The 20396-nt window shown below is 71.5% G+C and carries 22 protein-coding genes; 9 read left to right on the top strand and 13 right to left on the bottom strand.

Annotation, left to right across the window (positions count from 1 at the left end):
- Nucleotides 1–83: 83 nt before the first annotated feature.
- Complete coding sequence (locus tag MTF69_RS37800) at nucleotides 84–491, top strand: RidA family protein (protein WP_243341114.1); 408 nt, start codon at nucleotides 84–86, stop codon at nucleotides 489–491.
- A 35-nt stretch (nucleotides 492–526) separates the two neighbouring features.
- On the opposite strand, the gene MTF69_RS37795 is transcribed toward MTF69_RS37800, so the two are convergent.
- From MTF69_RS37795 to MTF69_RS37785, 3 genes are all read right to left on the bottom strand, one after another.
- Complete coding sequence (locus tag MTF69_RS37795; protein WP_243341113.1) at nucleotides 527–1135, bottom strand: hypothetical protein; 609 nt, start codon at nucleotides 1133–1135, stop codon at nucleotides 527–529.
- Nucleotides 1136–1292: 157 nt separating this feature from the next.
- Complete coding sequence (locus tag MTF69_RS37790; protein WP_243341112.1) at nucleotides 1293–1988, bottom strand: alpha/beta fold hydrolase; 696 nt, start codon at nucleotides 1986–1988, stop codon at nucleotides 1293–1295.
- A 70-nt stretch (nucleotides 1989–2058) separates the two neighbouring features.
- The gene (locus MTF69_RS37785; protein WP_243341111.1) at nucleotides 2059–3303 is read right to left on the bottom strand and encodes an MFS transporter; all 1245 of its coding nucleotides are present in this window, start codon (nucleotides 3301–3303) and stop codon (nucleotides 2059–2061) included.
- Between the two features lie 304 nt (nucleotides 3304–3607).
- Between MTF69_RS37785 and MTF69_RS37780 the strand changes: the two genes are divergently transcribed.
- The 5 genes from MTF69_RS37780 to MTF69_RS37760 all read left to right on the top strand — a co-directional run bounded on the left by MTF69_RS37780 (nucleotide 3608) and on the right by MTF69_RS37760 (nucleotide 9947).
- Nucleotides 3608–4645: a LacI family DNA-binding transcriptional regulator gene (locus MTF69_RS37780; RefSeq protein ID WP_243341110.1), complete on the top strand. Its 1038-nt coding sequence runs from the start codon at nucleotides 3608–3610 to the stop codon at nucleotides 4643–4645.
- Nucleotides 4646–4985: 340 nt separating this feature from the next.
- A complete protein-coding gene (locus MTF69_RS37775; protein WP_243341109.1) occupies nucleotides 4986–6185 on the top strand; it encodes a thiolase family protein in 1200 nt (399 codons plus the stop codon).
- A 160-nt stretch (nucleotides 6186–6345) separates the two neighbouring features.
- On the top strand, nucleotides 6346–7785 hold the full coding sequence (locus MTF69_RS37770) for an aldehyde dehydrogenase family protein (RefSeq protein ID WP_243341108.1): 1440 nt from the start codon (nucleotides 6346–6348) through the stop codon (nucleotides 7783–7785).
- 187 nt (nucleotides 7786–7972) lie between these two features.
- Nucleotides 7973–8461: a co-chaperone YbbN gene (locus MTF69_RS37765; RefSeq protein WP_243341107.1), complete on the top strand. Its 489-nt coding sequence runs from the start codon at nucleotides 7973–7975 to the stop codon at nucleotides 8459–8461.
- A 61-nt stretch (nucleotides 8462–8522) separates the two neighbouring features.
- Nucleotides 8523–9947, top strand: coding sequence for an NAD(P)/FAD-dependent oxidoreductase (locus MTF69_RS37760; protein WP_243341106.1), 1425 nt, complete (start codon nucleotides 8523–8525; stop codon nucleotides 9945–9947).
- 160 nt (nucleotides 9948–10107) lie between these two features.
- On the opposite strand, the gene MTF69_RS37755 is transcribed toward MTF69_RS37760, so the two are convergent.
- From MTF69_RS37755 to MTF69_RS37745, 3 genes are read right to left on the bottom strand one after another with little or no spacing between them, the layout of a single operon-like run.
- Entirely contained in the window at nucleotides 10108–11400 is a 1293-nt protein-coding gene (locus MTF69_RS37755; RefSeq protein ID WP_243341105.1) for an LCP family protein, read from the bottom strand.
- Between the two features lie 56 nt (nucleotides 11401–11456).
- Nucleotides 11457–13043: a N,N-dimethylformamidase beta subunit family domain-containing protein gene (locus tag MTF69_RS37750; RefSeq protein WP_243341104.1), complete on the bottom strand. Its 1587-nt coding sequence runs from the start codon at nucleotides 13041–13043 to the stop codon at nucleotides 11457–11459.
- Nucleotides 13044–13598: a hypothetical protein gene (locus tag MTF69_RS37745; RefSeq protein WP_243341103.1), complete on the bottom strand. Its 555-nt coding sequence runs from the start codon at nucleotides 13596–13598 to the stop codon at nucleotides 13044–13046. It abuts the gene before it with no gap.
- Between the two features lie 329 nt (nucleotides 13599–13927).
- Here MTF69_RS37745 and MTF69_RS37740 point away from each other — a divergent pair, with 329 nt between their 5' ends.
- A complete protein-coding gene (locus MTF69_RS37740; protein WP_243341101.1) occupies nucleotides 13928–14488 on the top strand; it encodes a ParH-like protein in 561 nt (186 codons plus the stop codon).
- A 314-nt stretch (nucleotides 14489–14802) separates the two neighbouring features.
- A complete protein-coding gene (locus tag MTF69_RS37735; protein WP_243341099.1) occupies nucleotides 14803–15210 on the top strand; it encodes a hypothetical protein in 408 nt (135 codons plus the stop codon).
- On the opposite strand, the gene MTF69_RS37730 is transcribed toward MTF69_RS37735, so the two are convergent.
- From MTF69_RS37730 to MTF69_RS37720, 3 genes are all read right to left on the bottom strand, one after another.
- Complete coding sequence (locus MTF69_RS37730) at nucleotides 15207–16031, bottom strand: class I SAM-dependent methyltransferase (protein ID WP_243341097.1); 825 nt, start codon at nucleotides 16029–16031, stop codon at nucleotides 15207–15209. The two genes, MTF69_RS37735 and MTF69_RS37730, sit on opposite strands and share 4 nt — an antisense overlap.
- A gap of 142 nt (nucleotides 16032–16173) precedes the next feature.
- On the bottom strand, nucleotides 16174–16821 hold the full coding sequence (locus tag MTF69_RS37725) for an SDR family NAD(P)-dependent oxidoreductase (RefSeq protein WP_243341096.1): 648 nt from the start codon (nucleotides 16819–16821) through the stop codon (nucleotides 16174–16176).
- Nucleotides 16822–16892: 71 nt separating this feature from the next.
- On the bottom strand, nucleotides 16893–17057 hold the full coding sequence (locus tag MTF69_RS37720) for a hypothetical protein (protein WP_243341094.1): 165 nt from the start codon (nucleotides 17055–17057) through the stop codon (nucleotides 16893–16895).
- Between the two features lie 143 nt (nucleotides 17058–17200).
- Here MTF69_RS37720 and MTF69_RS37715 point away from each other — a divergent pair, with 143 nt between their 5' ends.
- On the top strand, nucleotides 17201–17965 hold the full coding sequence (locus MTF69_RS37715) for a phosphodiesterase (protein ID WP_243341092.1): 765 nt from the start codon (nucleotides 17201–17203) through the stop codon (nucleotides 17963–17965).
- Here the strand turns inward: MTF69_RS37715 and MTF69_RS37710 are convergent.
- From MTF69_RS37710 to MTF69_RS37695, 4 genes are all read right to left on the bottom strand, one after another.
- A complete protein-coding gene (locus tag MTF69_RS37710; protein ID WP_243341090.1) occupies nucleotides 17938–18237 on the bottom strand; it encodes a DUF2087 domain-containing protein in 300 nt (99 codons plus the stop codon). The genes MTF69_RS37715 and MTF69_RS37710 overlap by 28 nt on opposite strands.
- 281 nt (nucleotides 18238–18518) lie before the next feature.
- Nucleotides 18519–19175 (bottom strand): hypothetical protein, encoded by a 657-nt coding sequence (locus MTF69_RS37705; RefSeq protein ID WP_243341088.1) that lies wholly within the window; start codon nucleotides 19173–19175, stop codon nucleotides 18519–18521.
- Complete coding sequence (locus MTF69_RS37700; protein ID WP_243341086.1) at nucleotides 19172–19675, bottom strand: DUF6114 domain-containing protein; 504 nt, start codon at nucleotides 19673–19675, stop codon at nucleotides 19172–19174. Before MTF69_RS37700 ends, MTF69_RS37705 begins: the two co-directional genes overlap by 4 nt.
- Nucleotides 19666–20295, bottom strand: coding sequence for a DUF6230 family protein (locus tag MTF69_RS37695; RefSeq protein WP_243341084.1), 630 nt, complete (start codon nucleotides 20293–20295; stop codon nucleotides 19666–19668). The genes MTF69_RS37700 and MTF69_RS37695 overlap by 10 nt, the downstream gene beginning before the upstream one ends.
- Nucleotides 20296–20396: the final 101 nt, after the last annotated feature.

Genomic DNA, 20396 nt, shown 5'->3' with positions numbered 1-20396 from the left:
CACTCCCTGCGAGCCACGACTGGCAAGCCGTCATTAGCCACATCCGGCCCTCCCGGGCCGCCTAACAACTTACGGAGGCCGTCATGGCCGTGAAGCTGGTCAATCCCAACGGGTTGCCGAAACCCGACGTATACCGTCAGCTCTCGATCGCCACCGGGTCGAAGATGGTGTTCCTCGCAGGTCAGGTCGCGCGCGACGCCGAGGGGCGCCGTGTCGGTGAGGGGGACTTCGCCGCTCAGGTCGAGCAGTGTTACCTCAACATCGGCACCGCCCTGGCCGAGATCGGCGGATCCTTCGACGATGTGGCGAAATTGACCGTCTACGTCGTCGACTGGAGCCCGGAGAAGATGCCGCTGCTGGGGGAGGGCGTGGCCCGGGCGGCGGCCAAGTTGGGTATCGACCCGGTCAAGCCGATCACGCTGCTCGGAGTCGCGGCGCTGGGGGAACCCGATCTTCTCGTCGAGGTCGAAGCCACGGCCGTCCTCGACTGACGCGGGTGACGACCGCTTCCTTCGGACGGCGGAGGTCACCTGTCGATCGGCAGCAGGTTGCTGATTGCCGAGACCGCCGTCCGGGGGTCGTCGGCGTGGCAGCGGACTGTGTGGACCTGCTTGCGCCGGCCCAAGAGGCTTACGTGGGTGACCGGGTGGGCCAGTTCGATGGTGATCGACGTCTGCGAGGCGATGGCCACGTCCAACACGCCGTCATCGGGGTCGTTCGCGTTCGGGAAACGGAGGTCGTACCGGGCGGACGCGATGTGGTCCAGCGGTATGAGCAGGTCGAGCCGTGCGCCGCGCCGTATCCGCAGGCCGCCCGGTCCTACGACGTGAGGGCGCGTGACGGCGGTGGCGTGGAGCCCCAGCGCGAGCAGCACCGTGTAGAGGTCGACGGGCAGCATGACCAAGTGGGCGACGGGATAAGGGGCAAGCATGATCGAGACGCCGACCGTCTCGATCGCGCACAGGAACACCAGCCCGTACGCCATCGGGGCCTGAGCCCGCGCGTATCGGACGGCGATGTCCGCGTCCCCCACTCCGTGCGTGCGCCGCACCATCCATAAGCCGAGGCTCGCCAGTTGGCGCCGCTCGTGTGCCAGTAACCGTCGTGTGCGGTCGATGAGTGTTCCAGTCCCCATGCGACCGAGTGAATCAGAGGGGGAGACGTGGTTGGTCGCGGGCCCGTTCGTTACGCCGCGATGCGTCACCCCGCCCTCACGGCCGCACGGGGAGTTCTGCGGGGAGGGCGGGGTGTTGAGTGGCGGGGAGGAGGCCCCCAGGTGGTGGGGCCGGTCCTTAGAGCCAGCCTTCCAGCGATGCCATGAAGCCGTCGAAGTCGTCGCGGTGGATGGTGTGGCCGGCGCCGGTGACCGAGCGGACCTCGAAGCCGCGCTCCTTGAGGACCGCCGCGCGCTCCGGTGAGATCAGGAAGCTCGGGTCGGCCAGCTGCACCAGGGACGGGACCACCGGCGCGGCCGGCAGCAGGTCCGTTCCCATCAGCGGGGTCAGGCTCAGGGCGGTGGCCTCGTCCCAGACGGCCAGGGTGGCCAGTTCGACGTCTACGTCGGCCTCCTCCCAGCGCGGGTTCATCGCCTGGATCTGCTCCTTGGGCGCGGACTTGAACTGGGCGAACATCTCGGGTCCGAAGCCCTCGCCCAGTTCTGCCAGGTGCCAGGCCGGGTCGGAGAACACGGCGCGCTTCGGCTTCAGGCGGTCGACGGCCTTCGAGAGCGTCAGGCCGCCGAGGGAGTGGCCGATGGCGAGCTCGGCTCCGGCCGGGAGGGTTTCGACCACGTCGTCGGCGAAGGCCTCCGGGCTGTACTCGCCCCGGCCGCTGGCGCCGTGGCCGCGCAGGTCCACGGCGATGGCGCGGTAGCCGCGCTCGGCGAGGGCGGGTCCGACCCGGCGCCAGGTCCGGTGGTCGGCCATGATCCCGTGGATCAGGAGGGCGATGCGGTCGCCTTCGCCCCAGGTGTGGGTGTGGAGCTGCACGGTGGTGCCTTTCAGCGTCAGGGGTGGTGGGTGAGGGAGTGTTTGGGTTGGGTGTGGGGTGGCTGAGCCGTTAGCGGACGCTGCGGATCGGCTTGACCGCCACCGCGCCCGCCACCGCCAGGGCGGCGGCCGCGATGAACAGGGCCGTGTAGCCCCCGCTCACGGACACGATCACCGAGGCGATGAAGGGGGCGACGATCTGCGGGCCGGCGTTGGCGATGTTGAGTACGCCCATGTCGCGGGCGGCGTCCTCCGCCTTGGGGAGCACCATCGTCACCAGTGCGGTGTCCACGGCCATGTAGCAGCCGAACGCGAGGCCGTTGATCACTGCGAAGGCCAGCATGGCCGTCCAGCTGGTCGACAGGGCCGGGATCACCAGCGCGATGGCGGACAGCAGGGCGGAGGCGCCGACGAAGAGCTTGCGGCGGTCGTACTTGTCCGAGAGCCAGCCGCCGAGGACGGTGGAGACGACCATCGCCACGCTCGTCAGCGGCATCATGATGGCGACCGCCGCCTCCGGCTTCATGCCCTCGGGCAGCACGGTGTGGTCCTGGAGGATGTACAGCTGGTAGCCGCTCACCGCGAAGTAGCCGAGGACCAGCAGGGCCCGCCCGATGAACGCCCAGCGGAAGTCGTGGTCCGCCAGGGCGCTCGCGAAGGCGGCCAGCTGCGCCTTGACCGGCATGGAGGGCTTGGCCGGGCGCCGTTCCTCGCGGGTGCAGGTGGTGAACAGGACGGCGGCGCCGGCGACGAGCGCGCCGAAGATCAGGTATCCGGTGCGGTAGTCGTCCGAGAAGGCCGCGCCGATCAGGGCGCCGACGGTCGAACCCAGCGGCAGGCCGAGGCCGACGGCCGCGGAGGCCTTGCCGCGGGCGCTCATGGGCACCCGGTCGGGGACCACGGAGGTGATGGCGGCCTGGTAGATGTTCATCACGGCCTGGCCGAGGCACCAGGCGATGGTGATGAGCAGGATCGTGTCCGCGGCGCCGAGCAGGAACATCGCCGGTATCGCGGCGAGTCCACCGCCCAGGATCCAGGGGTTGCGCCGTCCGCTGCGGTCGGACAGGGCGCCCGCGACCGGGTTGAAGACCGTCGCGAAGATCGCCGAGACCCCCGCGATCAGGCCGAAGTTGGCGACCTTGTTCGCCGCGTCGATGTCTTCGACCTGGAGGGCGAGGAGTACGCCGGCGACGCCGATGTAGAGGGCGTACATGGCGCCGTTGCCGACGAGCAGCAAGGGGAGCAGGCCGCGCCGGGAGGCGGGCGCGTCGGTGGTGGCGGCGGCGGTGCCGGTGCCGGGGGAGGAAAGGGCCACGGTGCCCTCCTGGGCAGTTTGGTAAGGGGCGAGGGGTACGGGAGGGGTGGGAGGGGTGCACTGAGGGGTGTAGGGGTGTGGGGAGAAGTGCGCGCCGCCCTGTCACGACGGCGGGGGTGCGACGGAACGCGGCAGGGCGGCGGCACGACTGGACACGCCACCGGCACGTGTGGAGACACCCTCGATGGAGCTGGGGTGACGTCCTGGTTACACGTGTCAGTGAATCGTGTAACCACTGTGTAGCATTGGTTTCCGGCCATCCGCTAGCCCCTGGGCACAAACGGTCTGGAAAGATGCCACGGCAATGTCTCAGTCATCGAAGCCGCCGAAGCCCCCCACGTCGCCGTCACCGGCGGCCCCGCCCGTGCCGACCAGCGCGGACGTCGCCCGTCTCGCCGGAGTGTCGCGCGCGACGGTCTCGTACGTCCTGAACAACGCGGAGGCCGTACGCATCAGCGAGCCGACCCGCCGCAAGGTGCGCGAGGCCGCCGAGGAGCTCGGCTACGTCCCCCACGCGGCCGCCCGCAGCCTGCGCGCCGGGCACACGCGCATCGTGCTGCTGCCCACCTCGCACGTGCCGATCGGCCCGCTGTACAGCACCTTCCTGAACGAGTTGCAGTGGGCGCTGCGCAGCCTGGACTACACGGTGGTCCAGTACGGCAGCCTCGGCCTCACCGGTGACGAGGCCGCACGGGCCTGGGCCGAACTGCGGCCGGTCGCGGTGCTCTCCCTCGGGGAGATCACCCTGTCCCCGGACAACGTGGCCACGCTCAAGCGGGCCGGTGCGCGCGCGGTGCTGACGATGGGGCCGGAAGCCGTCGCCGGTGCGCACGCGCTGGTCATGGACCAGGCGGAGGTCGGCGCGCGGGCGGCGGAGCACCTGGTGGGGCGGGGCCGGCGGCGGATCGGTGTGGTCGTGCCGGAGGAGGAGGGGCTGGGGCTGTTCTCCAGGCCCCGGCTGGAGGGCGCGCGGTCCGTGGCCGGGGCGGAGATCGTGGCCCTGCGGATGGCCTACTCGGAGGAGTCGGCGGCGAAGCTGGCGCAGCGGTGGGGGTCGCTGGGGCTGGAGGCGGCGTTCGCGTACAACGACGAGTACGCGATGCTGCTGATGCGGGCCTTCCAGGACGTGGGGCTGCGGGTGCCGCAGGACGTCGCCGTCATGGGCGCGGACGACCTGCTGATCGGTCGGCTGCTGCGGCCGAGGCTCAGCACGGTGCAGATCGAGATGCCGACGGGGGAGCGGCTGGCGGCGCTGCTGGACCAGGCGGTACGGGAGCCTGATGCGGCGGTGCGCAGGCATGACCTGATGGCTGCGGTGGCGGTGCCGCGGGACTCGACGTGAGCTTGTCGCTCTGCTCCGGCCGGGCTGCCCCTCAGACCCCGGCTGCCGGCTCGTCGCGCGTGAGGGCCCGGGGCTGCGCCCAGGCTCCTGGGGCTCCGCCCCAGACCCCGCGCCTCAAACGCCGGCGGGGCTGAAATTGCCCTACGGGCAATCCAGCCCGCCGGCTCAGACTTACGGCAGGCGCAGGTCCGGGCCCCGGTGTGGGCTGGGGGCCGTTGACAGCGGGGTCGGCGGGACGGAGACTTCGGGCGCGCCCCACCGGGCGCGGGCGGAGCGTGCGCCGGGCCGGACAGCGGTGTCGGTGTGCCGCGCCGCCTCCCGCTCGCCCCGGAGGGACTCCATGAGCATCCGTACCGTCCGCGACGTCTACGTCGTCGACGCCGTCCGCACCCCGATCGGGAAGTTCGGCGGCGCCCTCGCCGGTGTCCGCCCCGACGACCTGGCCGCCCACGTGGTGCGCGCGCTCGTGGACCGTACGCCCGCACTGGATCCGGCCCGCATCGACGACGTCGTCTTCGGAGACGCCAACGGCGCGGGCGAGGACAACCGCGACGTGGCCCGCATGGCGGTGCTGCTCGCCGGGCTCCCCGTGACCGTGCCCGGGGTCACCGTCAACCGCCTCTGCGGCTCCGGGCTCGAAGCCGTCGTCCAGGCGGCCCGCGCCATCGCGCTCGGCGACGCCTCCGTCGCCATCGCCGGGGGTGTCGAGTCCATGAGCCGGGCCCCGTGGGTGGTGCAGAAGCCGGAGCGCGCCTTCCCCGCCGGGCACCAGCAGATGTGGTCCACCACGCTCGGCTGGCGGATGACCAACCCCCGGATGCCCGCGGAATGGGCCGGTTCGCTCGGCGAGGGCGCCGAGCTCGTGGCCGACAAGCACGGCATCACCCGCGAGGCGCAGGACGCCTTCGCGCTGGAGAGCCACCGCAAGGCGGCGGCCGCCTGGGCCGCCGGGCAGTACGACGCCGAGGTGGTCCCGTACGCGGGTGTGGACCTGCTGCGCGACGAATGCATCCGCGAGGGTTCCGGCCCCCAGGCGCTCGCGCGCCTGAAGCCCGCCTTCCGGAGCGACGGCACCGGCACGGTCACGGCGGGCAACGCCTCGCCGCTCAACGACGGGGCCGCCGCACTGCTGTTGACGGACGAGGAGGGCCTCGCCGCGACCGGGCGGGAGCCGCTGGCCCGGATCAGCGCGTCGGCCGTCACCGGCATCGAGCCCCAGCTCTTCGGCCTGGGGCCGGTGGAGGCGGTCGAGCGCGCGCTCGCCAAGGCGGGCCGCGGGTTCGCCGATCTGGCCGCCTTCGAACTCAACGAGGCTTTCGCGGCGCAGGCGTTGGGATGCCTCGCCGCCTGGCCCGAGCTCGATCCGGCCGTGGTCAACCCGCGCGGCGGGGCGATCGCGATCGGGCACCCGCTCGGTGCTTCGGGCGCCCGGCTGGCGGGTTCGGTGGCGCACCAGCTCGCGGCGGCCGGATCCGGTACCGGGATCGCGGCCCTGTGCATCGGTGTGGGGCAGGGCATCGCCCTCGTTCTGGAGCGCTGACCGACCCGACTCCGGGTGATCGATCGTTTCCGGTCATAGTCGGGCGGTAACTGCTCTGCAGGTGAGGAGAATTGATGCCTCAGGAGCGGTGGGGTGGCACGATGGCGCGTGCTGCCGCCACCCCCCCGCCACGCTCCCCCGCATCCGGAGGCCCCGCGCCATGCCGTTCCTCGATCCGACCCTCTGGCAGGACGGACCCACCCTCACCGGAGGTACCGCCCCGGTCGTCGAACCAGCCACCGGCCAGACCCTCGCGACCATCGACCTGGCCGCCCCGGCCGACGTCGCGGAGGTCGCCGTACGGGCCCACGCGGCCCAGCGGGACTGGGCGCGGGCCACCCACATGGAGCGGGCGGCCGTGCTGCGCCGGGCCGGTGACCTGTTCACCGCCCACGCCGACGAGCTGCGGGACTGGCTGGTCCGGGAGTCCGGATCCATCCCCGGCAAGGCGGACTTCGAGCTGCACGTCGCCGCGCAGGAGTGCTACGAGGCCGCGGCCCTGGCCTCGCGCCCGGCCGGGCAGGTGCTGCCGAGCGAGGCCCCGCGGCTGTCCTTCACCCGCCGGGAACCGGTCGGCGTGGTGGGCGTGGTGGCGCCCTTCAACGCACCGCTGATCCTCTCGATCCGCTCGGTCGCGCCCGCGCTGGCCCTCGGCAACGCGGTGCTCCTCAAGCCGGACCGCCGTACCGCGGTCAGCGGCGGGCTCGCACTCGCCGCGGTCTTCGCGGCGGCCGGCCTGCCGGGCGGACTGCTGCACGTCCTGCCCGGCGGCGCCGGGACGGGCGCGGCGGTGGTCACCGACCCCCTGGTGAGGGTGGTCTCGTTCACCGGATCCACCGCGAGCGGCCGGGTCGTCGGAGAGCTGGCGGGCCGTCACCTCAAGCGCGCGCACCTGGAGTTGGGCGGGAACTCGGCGCTCGTCGTGCTCCGCGACGCCGATGTGGAGGCGGCCGTCGCGCAGGCCTCCTGGGGCTCCTTCTTCCACCAGGGCCAGATCTGCATGACGGCCGGGCGGCACCTCGTGCACGCCTCGCTCTACGACGAGTACGTGGAGCGGCTCGCCGCGCGCGCGGAGGAGCTCGCGGTCGGGGACCCGTACCGCGAGCGGGTGCACCTGGGGCCGCTCATCGACCGGTCCCAGCTGGACCGGGTCCACGGCCTGGTGGAAGCCAGCACCGCACAGGGCGCCAAGCTCGTCACGGGCGGCGCCCACCAGGACCTCTTCTACCGGCCCACGGTGCTCGCGGGCGCCGGCGACGACAGCCCCGCCTACGCGGAGGAGGTCTTCGGTCCGGTGGCGCCCGTACGGTCCTTCGCGACGGAGGACGAGGCCGTGGAGCTGGCCTCCGCCGGCCCCTACGGGCTCTCCCTCGGGATCGTGACCGGCGACGCGGCGCGCGGGCTGGACCTGGCGGGGCGGATCCCGGTCGGGATCGCGCACGTCAACGACCAGACGGTGAACGACGAGGCGGTGGCCCCCTTCGGCGGAGTCGGCGCGTCGGGCACCGGCGCCCGCTTCGGCGGCGAGGCGAACCTCGACGCCTTCACCGAGCTGCGCTGGACCACGCTCCGCGCCACGCCGGGCGGGCATCCGTTCTAGGGGGTCTCCCCGGAGACCCGGCCCCGGCCCCGGATTGCGCGTCGCCGGAGCCGGAGCCGTAGTCGTAGTCGTCGGAGACGTTACAGCCGCCGGAGGAACTCCACGGTGTGCGGGGCGGTGGCCGCGGTGGCGTCATCGGGGGAGACGGGGCCGGTGTGGTTCATGAGCCCGTTGTGCGCGGTCAGGAATGCTTCGAGCCGGTCGTTCGTTCAGGGAAAACAAGCAGCACAGCACCAAGCAGCACAGCACTCTGGAGGTCTGGAAAACCGTGGCTACTGTCGAACTCACCAAGGAGAACTTCGACCGGACGGTGAGCGAGAACTCGTTCGTCCTGATCGACTTCTGGGCGGGCTGGTGCCGTCCCTGCCTGCAGTTCGCACCGGTCTACGAGAAGGCGGCCGAAGCCAATCCCGACCTGCTCTTCGCCAAGGTGGACACCGAGGCGCAGCAGGAGCTCGCCGCCGCCTTCCAGATCAGCTCGATCCCGACCCTCATGATCGTCCGGGATCAGGTCGCGATCTTCTCGCAGCCCGGCGCGCTGCCCGAGGCGGCGCTGACGGACCTCATCACCCAGGCCCGGGCCCTGGACATGGACGAGGTGCGGACGAAGATCGCCGCCGAGCAGGGCGGCGCCGCCGGCCGCGCGGCCGAGGAGCCCGGCACGCCGGACGCCTGAGTCCGGCACGCCGGACGCCTGATTGCGTGACGGGCCCCCGCCGTGCGGTGAGACTGGCCCGATGAGCGAAGCGGTGGAGTACGACGTAGTGGTCCTCGGCGGGGGGCCGGCCGGCGAGAACGTCGTGGACCGGACCCGCGCCGCCGGGCTGAGCACGGCGCTGGTCGAGAGCGAGCTGGTGGGTGGCGAGTGCTCGTACTGGGCCTGCGTCCCCAGCAAGGCGCTGCTGCGCCCGGCGCTGGCCCGGGCCGACGCGCGCCGGGTGCCCGGCCTCGCGGGGTCCGTGGCCGGTCCACTGGACGCGGAAGCGGTGTTCGCGCACCGGGACTACTGGACCGGGAGCTGGAAGGACGACGGCCAGATCGACTGGCTGGAGTCGGTCGGCGCCCACGTGTACCGGGGCCACGGGCGGCTGTACGGAGTCCGCAAGGTCGCCGTCACCAGCCCGGAGGGGGAGCACCACGTGCTGTCCGCCCGGCACGCGGTCGTCGTCGCGACCGGTACCCGGGCCGTCGTCCCGGACCTGCCGGGCATCGAAGACGCCCGGCCGTGGACCAGCCGCGAGGCCACCTCGGCGCGGGCGGCGCCGGGCCGGCTGCTGATCGTCGGCGGGTCGGTGGTGGCCTCGGAGATGGCCACGGCCTGGCAGGCCCTCGGCTCCGAGGTGACCCTGCTCGTACGGGGCTCCGGGCTGCTGCCGCGCATGGAGCCCTTCGCCGGGGAACTGGTCGCCGAGGCGCTGCGCGAGGCGGGCGCGGTGGTCCGTACGGGAGTGGCCGTCGAGTCCGTCGTACGGGACGGCTCGACCGGGCCGGTCACGGTGGTGCTCGAAGGCGGCGAGACGCTGGAGGGCGACGAGCTGCTGGTGGCGACGGGACGCTCCCCGCGCACCGAGGACATCGGGCTGGACACCGTCGGGCTGACCCCGGGCGAGTGGATCGCGGTGGACGACAGCTGCCGGGTCCCGGGGATCGACTGGCTGTACGCGGTCGGCGACGTGAACCACCGGGCGCTCCTCACCCATCAGGGGAAGTACCAGGCCCGGATCGCCGGCGCCGTCATCGCCGCCCGCGCGGCGGGCAACGCACCGCTCGACACGGACCGTTGGGGCGCGCACGCCGCCGATACGCAGGCCCTCCCGCAGGCCGTGTTCACCGACCCGGAGGCCGCATCGGTGGGCCTGACCCTCGCGGAGGCGGAGCGCGCCGGCCACCGGGTCCGGGCCGTGGACCACGACCTCGGCAAGGTCTCCGGAGCGGGCCTGTACGCCGACGGATACCGCGGCCGGGCCCGCATGGTGGTGGACCTGGACCGCGAGATCCTGCTCGGCGTCACCTTCGTCGGACCGGGCGCGGCCGAGCTCCTGCACGCGGCGACCATCGCGGTCGCGGGCGAGGTGCCGATCGAGCGCCTGTGGCACGCGGTTCCGGCGTTCCCGACGATCAGCGAGATCTGGCTGCGGCTGCTGGAGGACTACAGGGGGTAGCTACCGCCGCTAAGTACAAACAGAGGCGTTGGGCGGGGTCTCGCGAGAACACGGATCGCCGGCACCCATGCGGGTAGTCCCGGGCTCGATCAGGTATCGCCGTTCCTGCTGCGCAAGTCAGTGGGAGGATCGGAACCTGAAAATGGAGCCGGATGGACCGTCAAAGCCGGCCGTCCATGCAGCCCAGTTGGTGACCGGCCGCGGGGGCGCCTTCGATGGTGTTGCGGTCGTAGTGGACCTTTTGGACAGTCACCGGGCTGGTGCCGAGCGCGACGTCGAAAACTGCGTCATGTCCGGTAACGCGTTCGAGACGGGCTCCCGGAAGGGCAGTGGCGAGGGTGGTCGCGCCGTATTCGGCGCCGGGGGTGTACCGGATGACGGGCGGGCCGGCGGGGCGTGTGGCCGGTGCAGTCGCGGAGGTGTCGGTGACCTGGAAACCGGCGGCTCGCAGAGCCAGCGCCACAGCGGCGTCGTCTACGCGGGCTTGCACCTTTTCCGGTCTGGCGGGCGTACCGGATGCCGGCTGGATGCGGGTGTCGCCTGTGATGGGCTTGTCTGCGGCGAGGGCGGACCACAGTGCGTCGGAGCGGGTTTTGTCCCACAGCAGCGTCGAGCCGACTCCCGGGACCCGGTGGTCGAAAACGCTGATCGGGACGGTGGCAAACTCTCTCTGGCTGGGCTTCAGCCGACCCAGGGCCCATCCGATGCGGACCAAATCCTCCAAGCTGGTCCCGGGGTCGGTGCGGACGGACTTCAGCAGGGTGCGCGCGGTCCGTGCGGCGGCGAGGGGGCCGGAGAGGGCATCACGGGCGGTCAAGCGTGCAAGAAGGTCGGTGGTGAAGCGCTGCTGCCGTCGGACGCGGCCGAGATCGCCGGGGTTGTCGATGTGGCGGGCGCGGACGTAGCGGAGGCTGCCCCGGCCGTCGACCTCGTGGACACCGGTGGTGATGTCGAGGCCGGAGTTGACGTCCTGGAGGGGCTTGGTGGTGCAGATGACGGCACCGCCAAGGGAGTTGACTGCTTGTTCGAAGCCGGTGAATCCGGTTTCGAGGTAGTGGTCGACGCGCAGACCTGTGACCTTTTCTACGGTGCGGATGGTGAGAGCGGCCCCACCGATGGCATAGGCGCCATTGATCTTGCCTGAGCGAGCGGGCGTCTTGTCCTCGGGGTACGTGACGTAGGAATCACGGGGGATGGAGACGACACTGGCGCGCCGTTCGTCGGCGGACACGTGGACGAGCATCATCACGTCGGTGCAGTTGCACCCTTTGCCGCCGACGTTGAGGCGGTTCTTCTCGGCCTTGGACAGGCCTGCCCGGCTGTCGATGCCGACGACGAGGATATTGGTACCCGCCCCCGGTGTGCGGGCGGATGTGGGGTGGGCGGCGGGGGCGAGTGCGGTGAGCGTGACGAGGGTGGAGAGGACGACGAGAGAGGTACGGAGTCTGCGCATGACGGCCTTTCGGGGTGTACACGGCTTCGCGGAGTCCGGGTTCGGGCCGGGGAGAACTACGGGGCGGGTGTGGCGGCCGCCGGGCTTGCCGGGTAGTGGCTGGCCACGTTGTCGGCCGCCGGGCGGCAGGTCCCGGCCGGGCCCTGCGCGAAGGCGCGTAGGACGTTCTCGGTGACGACGCGGGTGAACGCGCCGGCCCGCGCGTCCAAACCGTGGTGGGTGGTGCCGCCGGGCCCGCCCGCGTCCAGTGCCTCGACCCAGCGCATGGTGCCGGTGGCGAAGACTCCTGCGCCGCCGGGCAGCGTCAGGTAGGCCGAGTTGGCGTGGCCCCGGTGTCCTTTGCGCACCACCGGTGAGTGCGAGAGGATCTCGATCGGTCTCGGGGTGGGATGTCCGGTGTTGACCCGGTCGTACTCGACCCCGACGAGGTGGGGGATGGAGTCGCCGAGCCGGGCGCCGGTCCCTGCGAGCAGCCAGTGGTGGGGGTGCGTGACGACGTAAGGGGCATCGACCGGGTAGCCGTCGTAGATGACTCCGAGGAGCTTGCTCTCGGCGTCGGCCGCCGGGGAGCGCCGGAAGTCATTGGTCGGCGGTAGTCCGCGTCGGTAGCCCGGGTCCCGGGCGTAGTCCTCCTTGTAGCAGACCACGATCCGGTGGGAGCCGAGCGGGGAGGGCTCGTAGCGGATGCGGCGATAACAGCAGTTGGCGCCCAGGACCGCCAGATTGGTACCGGTGTCTCGCGCTTTGGCTACATGAAGCCGTTGCTCCGGGCTCCAGTACTCGTCGTGTCCCAGGGAAAGGACCGCGGCCGCCCCGAGCAGGAGTTGCGGGTCTCGTGCGATGTCGAGTCCGGTGGTGTAGGCCAGGGCAAGGCCCATGCGTTCGGCGAGTGCGACGAGCGGGGCTTCGTAGACGAGGAACTGACCGGATCCCCGGCCGCCGGCATAGGGGCGGTCGAAGGAGACGGTCAGGGAACGCGAAGCCTTCTTCCCGGTGGTCCCCTTGTAGAGGTCGGCGCCGCCCCAGCGGTTGTACGCCTGCCAGGTCGCCACGGAGTTGACGATCACCAGGCGGCCGGTCGTGGAGGCGGAGCGGATGGTGAGCGGTACGTATCGTTGCGCACGGCCGTCGCCGGTTTCCAGGCGCAGGAGGTAGCAGCCTTCGGGCCAGGTGGCGGTGTCCAGCCGGGCGGAGGGCTGCCAGTCGGCGTGGGTCATGCGGGTCTCGGCGTCGGTTACGGCCCGAGGCTGCACTGCTCCGGGCAGCGGTGAGGACCGCCAAACCAGGCGCCCCCGGGTGCCGCCGTACCAGCCCATGCGGAAGGCGGAGATGGTGTAGCTGGTCGCGGTGGTCGATACGTGCAAGTCGACTGGTTCGCCGGGCAGAACGCTGACCCGGCTGGCGAAGCCCTCGATGTCCCCGGCCGCTCCCGTACGGGTCACACGCCAGTCGGCCATGCCGGTGAGGGCGTTCTCCGCGGCCACGTCAAGGCCGCAGCGCGGGACGGCGTGCGCGGCGACGGCGGCGCCAGGGAAGCGGGCGGCACCCACGGACGCGGCGGCGAGTGCGAGGAGGCGTCTGCGGTCGGTCGAGAGGGGAGGAGAGCCCGTCCCCGCACCTTCGGCCGCCTGCGGCTGCTCCATTTACCTCTCCCGGGTACCTTTTCCGCTGCCTGACTCCTTCGTAGCCAACACCGCGGCCTCTTCACGAAAAGGGCTCGCCGTCGAGGAGGGATCGGCCCCTGGAAGAGTCAATGCCGCTGATCCACACGGCCCATCGGCGGTGTGCTCCCAGGGGCATGCGGATCCGGCAGTCCGCGCTGCCGACCGGATCGCACTGGGCTCGAGCGGCGCTCCGAACCTCACCGACCTGAAGTAGAACGTGTGGTTCTCCGTCTGCGCGCCGATCGCTACTCGCTCGCCGGAGCAGAACGCGCCCTGGTACATCGTGGCTTCGGTGTCCGTGTAGTTCATGGCGTTCTGCACCGCGTCCGGAGGCTGGGCCTCGTCTGTAACGATCGAGGCGTCGATGCACACTCCCACTCGAGGATCGACGAGGGTCGCCGTGTAGTCGCCGTGGCCATGCATCGTGTAAGCGAACTGGAACTCCCCCACCGCTCTGACGACCGGCTGACCGGCTACCGAGGACCACAGTGCTGACGCGAGCGTCGTGCCGGCCAGCAGGAGACGAAGATGCACGACATTCCTTTCACGGGGTGGTGAGGGCCGCCGCCTACGATCACGCCCGTGCGCGGCCTGGCGGTGCCGGATGGGTTGACACCCGGCCGACAGCCTTGCCCGGAAAGCAAAACCCTACGAGGAGCGCTGCCGCCGGCCGGGGCGGCGCGCCATCTACTCGGGACCGGCGCCTGCCCAACAGAAATGCCGCCCGCACCGCGGCCCGGGCCAAATGTGCTTCGGGCTGATCCTTCAGAGCGGATGTCTGAGCGGCCCGGGGGAGGGACGTCGGGTCGCTCGACGACAGCAGAGGCGGAGCGGTGGCGCCGTTCTGGTGGGAGGGGTCCCTGATGCTCACCGGTCGGTGGCATGGACGACTGTGGCGTAAAGTTCGCGCCCTCTCGGAGGGGCTGGAACTGCCGGACCCCTTCGACGCCGAGACCTTCCTGGCCCTCCTGGCCGAACGGCGTGGCCGCCCGATCGAGGTCCTGCCGGTCGCGGTGGACGCGGCGATCCCGTGCGGTCTGCTGGTGACGACCGACCACGCCGACTGCATACTGTGCACCCCGGGGACCAGCGCACTGCACCGGCAGCACATCCTCGTACACGAGGCGGCCCACCTGCTCTGCGGGCACGATCGGTTGCCCACCCCCGAGACACCGGGCGTACGCACGCTGCTGCCCGGACTCTCCCCCGACCTGGTGCGCCGGGTCCTGGGCCGCACCGTGTACGCCGAGCCCGCCGAGCAGGAGGCGGAACTGCTCGCCTCTCTCATCCTGCACCGCGTGCTGAGGGAACGTCCCGTGCCGGGACGGGACCACGGACGGGCCGGACCCCTCGTCGGGGCCCCCTCCCGCCGCCCCGTCCCGTCCGTGGACATACGTGATCGCGGCCTCCCTGTCCCCGGGTAGGTCCGCTGCCGCGCCACCTTGCCTGAGAGGTCGACCCTCGTGATGACGGTCGCCAGGGGATTTACACCGTAGCCGGTCACGGTCAGCGGCCCGGAGGAGTCCGCCGTGGCCACGGATCGAACCTGGCCCGGCAGGGTGAAACGCGATGAGAGGGGCATGCGTCCGCATCTGCCGCATGCCTTGCGGCGAGCCGTCCTCCTCTCACGCGACCGGTGATGAATCCGAGGGGCTGGCAACAGACACCAGACCGCGCTGCGGCCGCGGATCCTCCACCCCGGAACATCGCTACGAACCCGACGATGTTGGATAGCGGCATGGTGAGACGCAAGAAGGAGAAGAAGAAGCCGGCCGCCTTGGGTATTCCGAAGGGGATCGTCCTGTTGGCAACGCCGGAGGCCTGGCGCTTCAGCGTCCTCACTTTGGAAGGCGGAGTGCTCTGCGGGCGCCTGGACGTGGCGATCAACACGAACCCCGAAGATGCGCGGGCCGCTGCGGCAGCCATGGTGACGGGACTTGCCCGCGACTTCCACGACACCGACGTCGAGGTTCACTGGGATCCGCCCCCGGAGCCCTGGTCATGGACTGCCCAGGTCACCCTCACCTCCGACAGCGAACGCTGGTCGAGGCGCACCTGCGCGCAGCCGGCATCGGCATCCCGCGTCAGTGACGGCCACCCGCCGGGGGATCTCCGGTCCTGGCCGTCCCCGGAGGAGACGGCCTAGTCGGCCCGTTTGGCCGTGACCAGGAGGTACTCCCAGTCCATGGCTCCCTCGACGAGGCGCCGCGCGACCAGGTCGTCGAGGGCCGCGTCGAGGGCGGACACCCGCTCGGGGTCCCCGGACGCGAAGCGGTACGTGGCGATGGTCGGCCCGTAGCGGGCCTTGAAGTACTCCCGGAACTCCTCGGGCCGCGCGAACCGGTCCACGCGCAGCATCTGCCGCCGGGCATCGAAGTCGGTCACCCGGTCCCCGAGCAGGGCGCGCACGTGTTCCGGGTCGCCCCACAGGGGCGGCGGCTGGGCACCGGGCGGCGGCGGTGGAGCGTAGGGACGCATCGTGGCGAACATCTGCCCGATGAACCCCTCCGGGGTCCAGTTGATCAGCCCGATGGTGCCGCCCGGCCGGCAGACCCGGACCAGTTCGTCGGCCGTTTCCTGGTGGTGCGGGGCGAACATGACGCCGACGCAGGACATCACCGTGTCGAACTCGCCGTCCGCGAAGGGCAGGGCTTCCGCGTCCGCTTCCCGCCAGTCCAGCCGGGCGCCGTGCGTCTGCGCGAGCCGGCGGCCGGCCTCGAGGAGCTCGGGCGTGAGGTCGGAGGCGATGACCTCGGCGCCGAGGAGGGCCGCGGGGATGGACGCGTTCCCGGAGCCCGCCGCGACATCGAGGACGCGGTCACCCTGCCGGATGCCGCACGCCCGCACCAGCTCGCCACCCAGCTCGTGGACGACGTTCGACGCCACGGAGGGGTAATCGCCCAGCGCCCACATCGCACGGTGTTTTGCCTTCAGGGCGGCATCCGGGGGTGCATTCTCGTTGCTCATGTCCCATGACTAGCGTCTGCGCAGGCCCCGGGGAGGGCGACGCCGCGGACGAGTACCCCGCATGGGTGGCGCAAGAGGCCACCCACGCAGTAGTACGGACGCCCGCCCGCCCGGGGTCTGCCTGGAGCGGCAGCGCGACGACCTAGCCGGCCTTGAGGGTGCCGCCGTCGATGACGTGGTCGGCGCCGTGGATGTTGGCGGCACGTTCGGAGAGGAGGAAGGCGACCAGGTCGGCGACCTCTCCGGGGGAGACGGTGTTCACGCGCACGCCGCGCGGTGCCAGTTCCTCGCTGAGCCGCTTGCTGAGCTGGTTCAGTGCGGCCTTGGCCTCGGCGTAGCCGACCGGTGAACCGGCGGGGACGCGGGCGTTGATCGACGAGATGTTGACGATCGACCCCCGGCGCTCCAGGATGCTCGGCAGCGCCGCCCGGGTCGTCCAGACCGCGGAGAACAGGTTGAGGTCGAAGAGGGCTTGCCACTGCTCGTCGTCCACGTCGAGGAAGCCGCCCAGGGACAGCGCGTCCGGATCGCCCGCACCGACGTTGTCGACCAGGAAGTCGATCCCGCCGACCGCGTCGATCGCCTCCTCGACCACCCTCGTCGCTCCGTCGCGTGTGCTCAGGTCGACGGACACGGTGGCGGCGGCGGCCTTCTCCAGCTCGGGCGTGATGGTGCGTGCGGCGCCCACCACCCTGACGCCCTCCGCGGACAGCGCCTGGGTGATGGCGAGGCCGATGCCTCGGCCCGCGCCGGTGACGATGGCGGACTTCCCGCTGATTGCGAGGTCCATGACTCCAATTTCTTGAACTACAGGTCAAAAACTAGGGTGCGACCCCCCCTTGGGGCCGGGGGCGTTGCGGGTCAGAGGCCCGCCAGGGCGGTGCGGCCGCCGAGTTCCAGTGCGGTGCTGGTGCCGAGGCAGCCGCGCCTGACCGGCCCCTTCAGGTCCGTGTCCACGATGAGCATCAGGTAGTCGCGGATGCATTCCCTGGTCGTGCTCGGCCGGGCGAGGAGCTCCTCGGTCATCTCGGAGCCGGTGCGACCGTAGAGCTCGAGGGCTTGCCGAACAGCTCGCGCTTGGATCCGAAGGCGTGGTCCAGGCTGTCCTCAGCCGGCCCCAAGTGCCGCGGCATACAATCCCAGCTTCCGGACCGAAGGAGCCACCGCCCGTGATCGTGATAGCCCACCTCAGTGACGTGCACCTCGACGGCGGGGAGCGGGCCGCCGAGCGGACCCGGGTCGTCATGGAGTACCTGGAGGGGCTCCCGTACGACCTCGACGCGGTGCTGGTGAGCGGGGACATCGCCGATCACGCCCGCCCGGAGGAGTACGAGGAGGCGCGCAAGGCCCTCGGCTCCCGCCATCCGCTGGTCGTCTGCCCCGGGAACCACGACGACCGTGCCGGCTTCCGGCGCGGTCTGCTGGGGGAGGAACGCCCGTCCGCGGCCCCGGTCGACCAGGTGCTGCGCGGCGACGGCTTCGTCCTCGCGGTGTGCGATTCGTCCGTGCCCGGCGAACACCGGGGGTACCTGGAGGACTCGACGATCGCCTGGCTGGAGGGGGTGCTCACCGATACCCCGCGCGACGTGCCCGTCCTGGTCGCCTTCCACCACCCGCCCGTCCCGCTGCACATCCCGTACGTGGACGGCATCCGGCAGTTCGGCGAGGAGCGGCTGGCGGCGCTGGCCGAGCGGCACCCGCACCTGACGGCGTTCCTCTGCGGGCACGCCCACACCGGCGCGGCGACCACCTTCGCGGGGCGGCCGCTGCTCGTGGCTCCGGGTGTGGTGTCCACGACGCGGCTCCCGTGGGAGGCGGCGTCCGGCGGAAGCGAGTACATCCACACGGACGAGCCGCCGGCCGTGGCCTTCCACGTGATCGGTGAGGACGGCCGCCTGACGACCCACTACAGGGTGGTCGTGGCCCGCCGGTAGCCCGAGCCGTCGCGGGTGCGGGTGAGGTGCCCGGCGATGACCAGGTACCGCCGCAGCGCCGCGCAGTCCTCGTGGACCGTGAGCAGCAGGCCGTTCACCTCGGGCTCCGTGTACGTGCGGTCCGCGGCGAAGAGGGTCTCGGTGAGGTGGACGAGCAACTGCTCGCGGCGGGCCGCCTTGCGCGGGATCGCCGCGAGGCGGCCGCCGGCGGTGAACAGGTCGGTGACGCCGCGGGGGGTGCGCGTGCTGGTCTCTGCGGTGCTTTCTGACATGTCACGGAGCTTCGCCCGGCAGGCCGCCCCGGGGCAACGGGTTTTCCCGTACGGGATCTCCCGCGCGGGAGAAAAGTGACGGTCGTTCACCTCACTGGGCGGTAGCACCTGCCAGTACCCTCCCGTGACCGGTTCCTGGCTGGTGGAGCCATGTGGACAAGGACCGGCGTACGGTGCTCGGCCGCCCGGTGTCCGGACCCCACCGCTGCGGCCCGTGCGTACGAAGGCCCGCCGGCTCCGGAGAGGTCCGGGACCGGAGGGCCTCTGCGCGCACGGGCCTGTTAGGGGCCGACGGTGATCTGCTGCGCGGGGTTGGTGGTGTCGGCGACCTTGTACACGGCGTTGAAGGTGGACGCGGTCGCGCTCGTCGGGCAGCCGAAGCCGCCGGTGACGGTGACCGGCACCGAGGCGTTGGTGAAGGTCAGGCTCGGCGGGGCGCCGTTCGTCCAGGTCCCGGGGACGCTCGCCGGTCCGGAGGGGGCGGCGGTGACGGTGCAGACGGCGAGGCCGGTGGTGTGGACGACCAGCCCGCCCGTGGGCACGGTCATGGTGGCGGTGATGGGGGAGCCGTTCTGCATGGACACCGACCAGGCGCCGCTGGTGGTGACCGTGGGGGTGACGCCCCACATGCTGGAGGTGCAGGAGCTGTAGGTGGGCGGGGAGATCGGGGAGGAGACGGGACCCGCCGGGTTGTTGTTGCCGGGGGCGGCCGGTACCGCGCCGGTGGACACCGAGACCGTACAAGTGACGGTGACGGGACCGGCTTTGAGGGTGGCCTTCCCGCTGAGGGTGGCCTTGAAGGCGTGCCCGGCCGGGGTGACGGTGGTCGACCCGGCCACGGGTAAGGGCAGGGCGGTGGCGGAGACCGGGGCGAGGGACATGGCTGCTGCCGCGGCGGCCGCGGCGAGCGCGAGCGTGGTGGTGCGCGTACGGCTCATGGCTGTGCTCCTTGGGGATCGTGGTGCGGTGGGGGAGCGGAGGTGGGGGACGTGGCTGTGTGGGATGCGGCCGTGTGGGATCCGGCCGTGTGGGATGCGGCCCTGGAGGTGCCGGGCCCGGACGGCTCCGGGTCCCGGGCGGCGCCGGGGCGCGGAGCGGCGTACGGCTGCCAGGCGAACATCAGGCCGCCGCCGAGGATGCCGAGCAGGGTGCCGATCAGGAACCCGCCGAGGTTCGACAGGACCAGCGCGGCCGTGGCGATGAGGGTGGTGAGGACGCCGGCCAGGGCGCGCTGGGGCGGGGAGAACCAGGCGGTGAGGCCGAGCACGATCATGACGATGCCCATCAGGACCGACGGGATCCCCGCCACCCCTTGCTGGAGCATGATCTTCAAGGGCGCGAGCGGCAGGGCGCAGATCTCGGCCCCGGCCAGGATGGCGAACAGCCCGCCCCAGAAGGGCCGGCCGCGCCGCCAGCGCCGCCAGCGGCTCAGAAGCATTCCTTCTTGCCCTTGCTGATGTTCATGTTCAGCCCGGAGAGCTTGAAGGTGCCCGCATTGGTGGCCCAGGCCGTCTGGCGGAGATCGGTGATGCTGACGGTGTCGGCCTGCTGGGCGAAGAGGTCCTGCATGCCCACCGCGTCCGCCGGCCCCTTGTCCAGGGTGGAGGCGTCGCGGCCGATCTCGATGTTGGTGAAGACCGCGTCGCCGGAGAGCTGGGTGGCGTCCACGAAGAGGTTGCTCGCCTCGACGGGGGCCTTCTGGCCCGCGGTGAGGTTGAGCGAGATGTCGCCGATGATCGGGAGGGTGGTGACCACCGACTGGCAGAGGCTGTGGAGCTTCGCCTCCCTGATGGCGGTGACCGCCACCGGGATGAGCTCTTCGCGGGCGTTGACGTCCACGCTGCCGTACTGGGCGAAGCCCTCGCCCTCCAGGCTCTTCGCCGACACCTTGAACTGCTGGCCCGAGACGGCGAAGGAGGCGGCGAGCGCACCCTCGGCGAGGGCGATGCCGAGGCCGGCGGTCACGGCGACGGCGGGGAGGGTCAGTACGGCGAACCGGCGCCAGCGGACCCGGCCCGCATCGTCGGCCCTCTCGGATAACTTCGGGGAATCTGCCATGAGATCGTCCCTTGTGTTCGGCTGCGCACCGTTGTTACCGACGAGTTGAATGTAAGAGTGCCAATGGGGGTTGGCAAGGTTGCTCGGGCGTACCTTTTCGG

Origin of the sequence: Streptomyces sp. AP-93 (genome assembly GCF_022808175.1) — a bacterium.
Lineage (GTDB): Bacteria > Actinomycetota > Actinomycetes > Streptomycetales > Streptomycetaceae > Streptomyces.
Note: the sequence above shows the minus strand (reverse complement) of the source record. Positions and strands in the feature narration are given on the sequence as shown.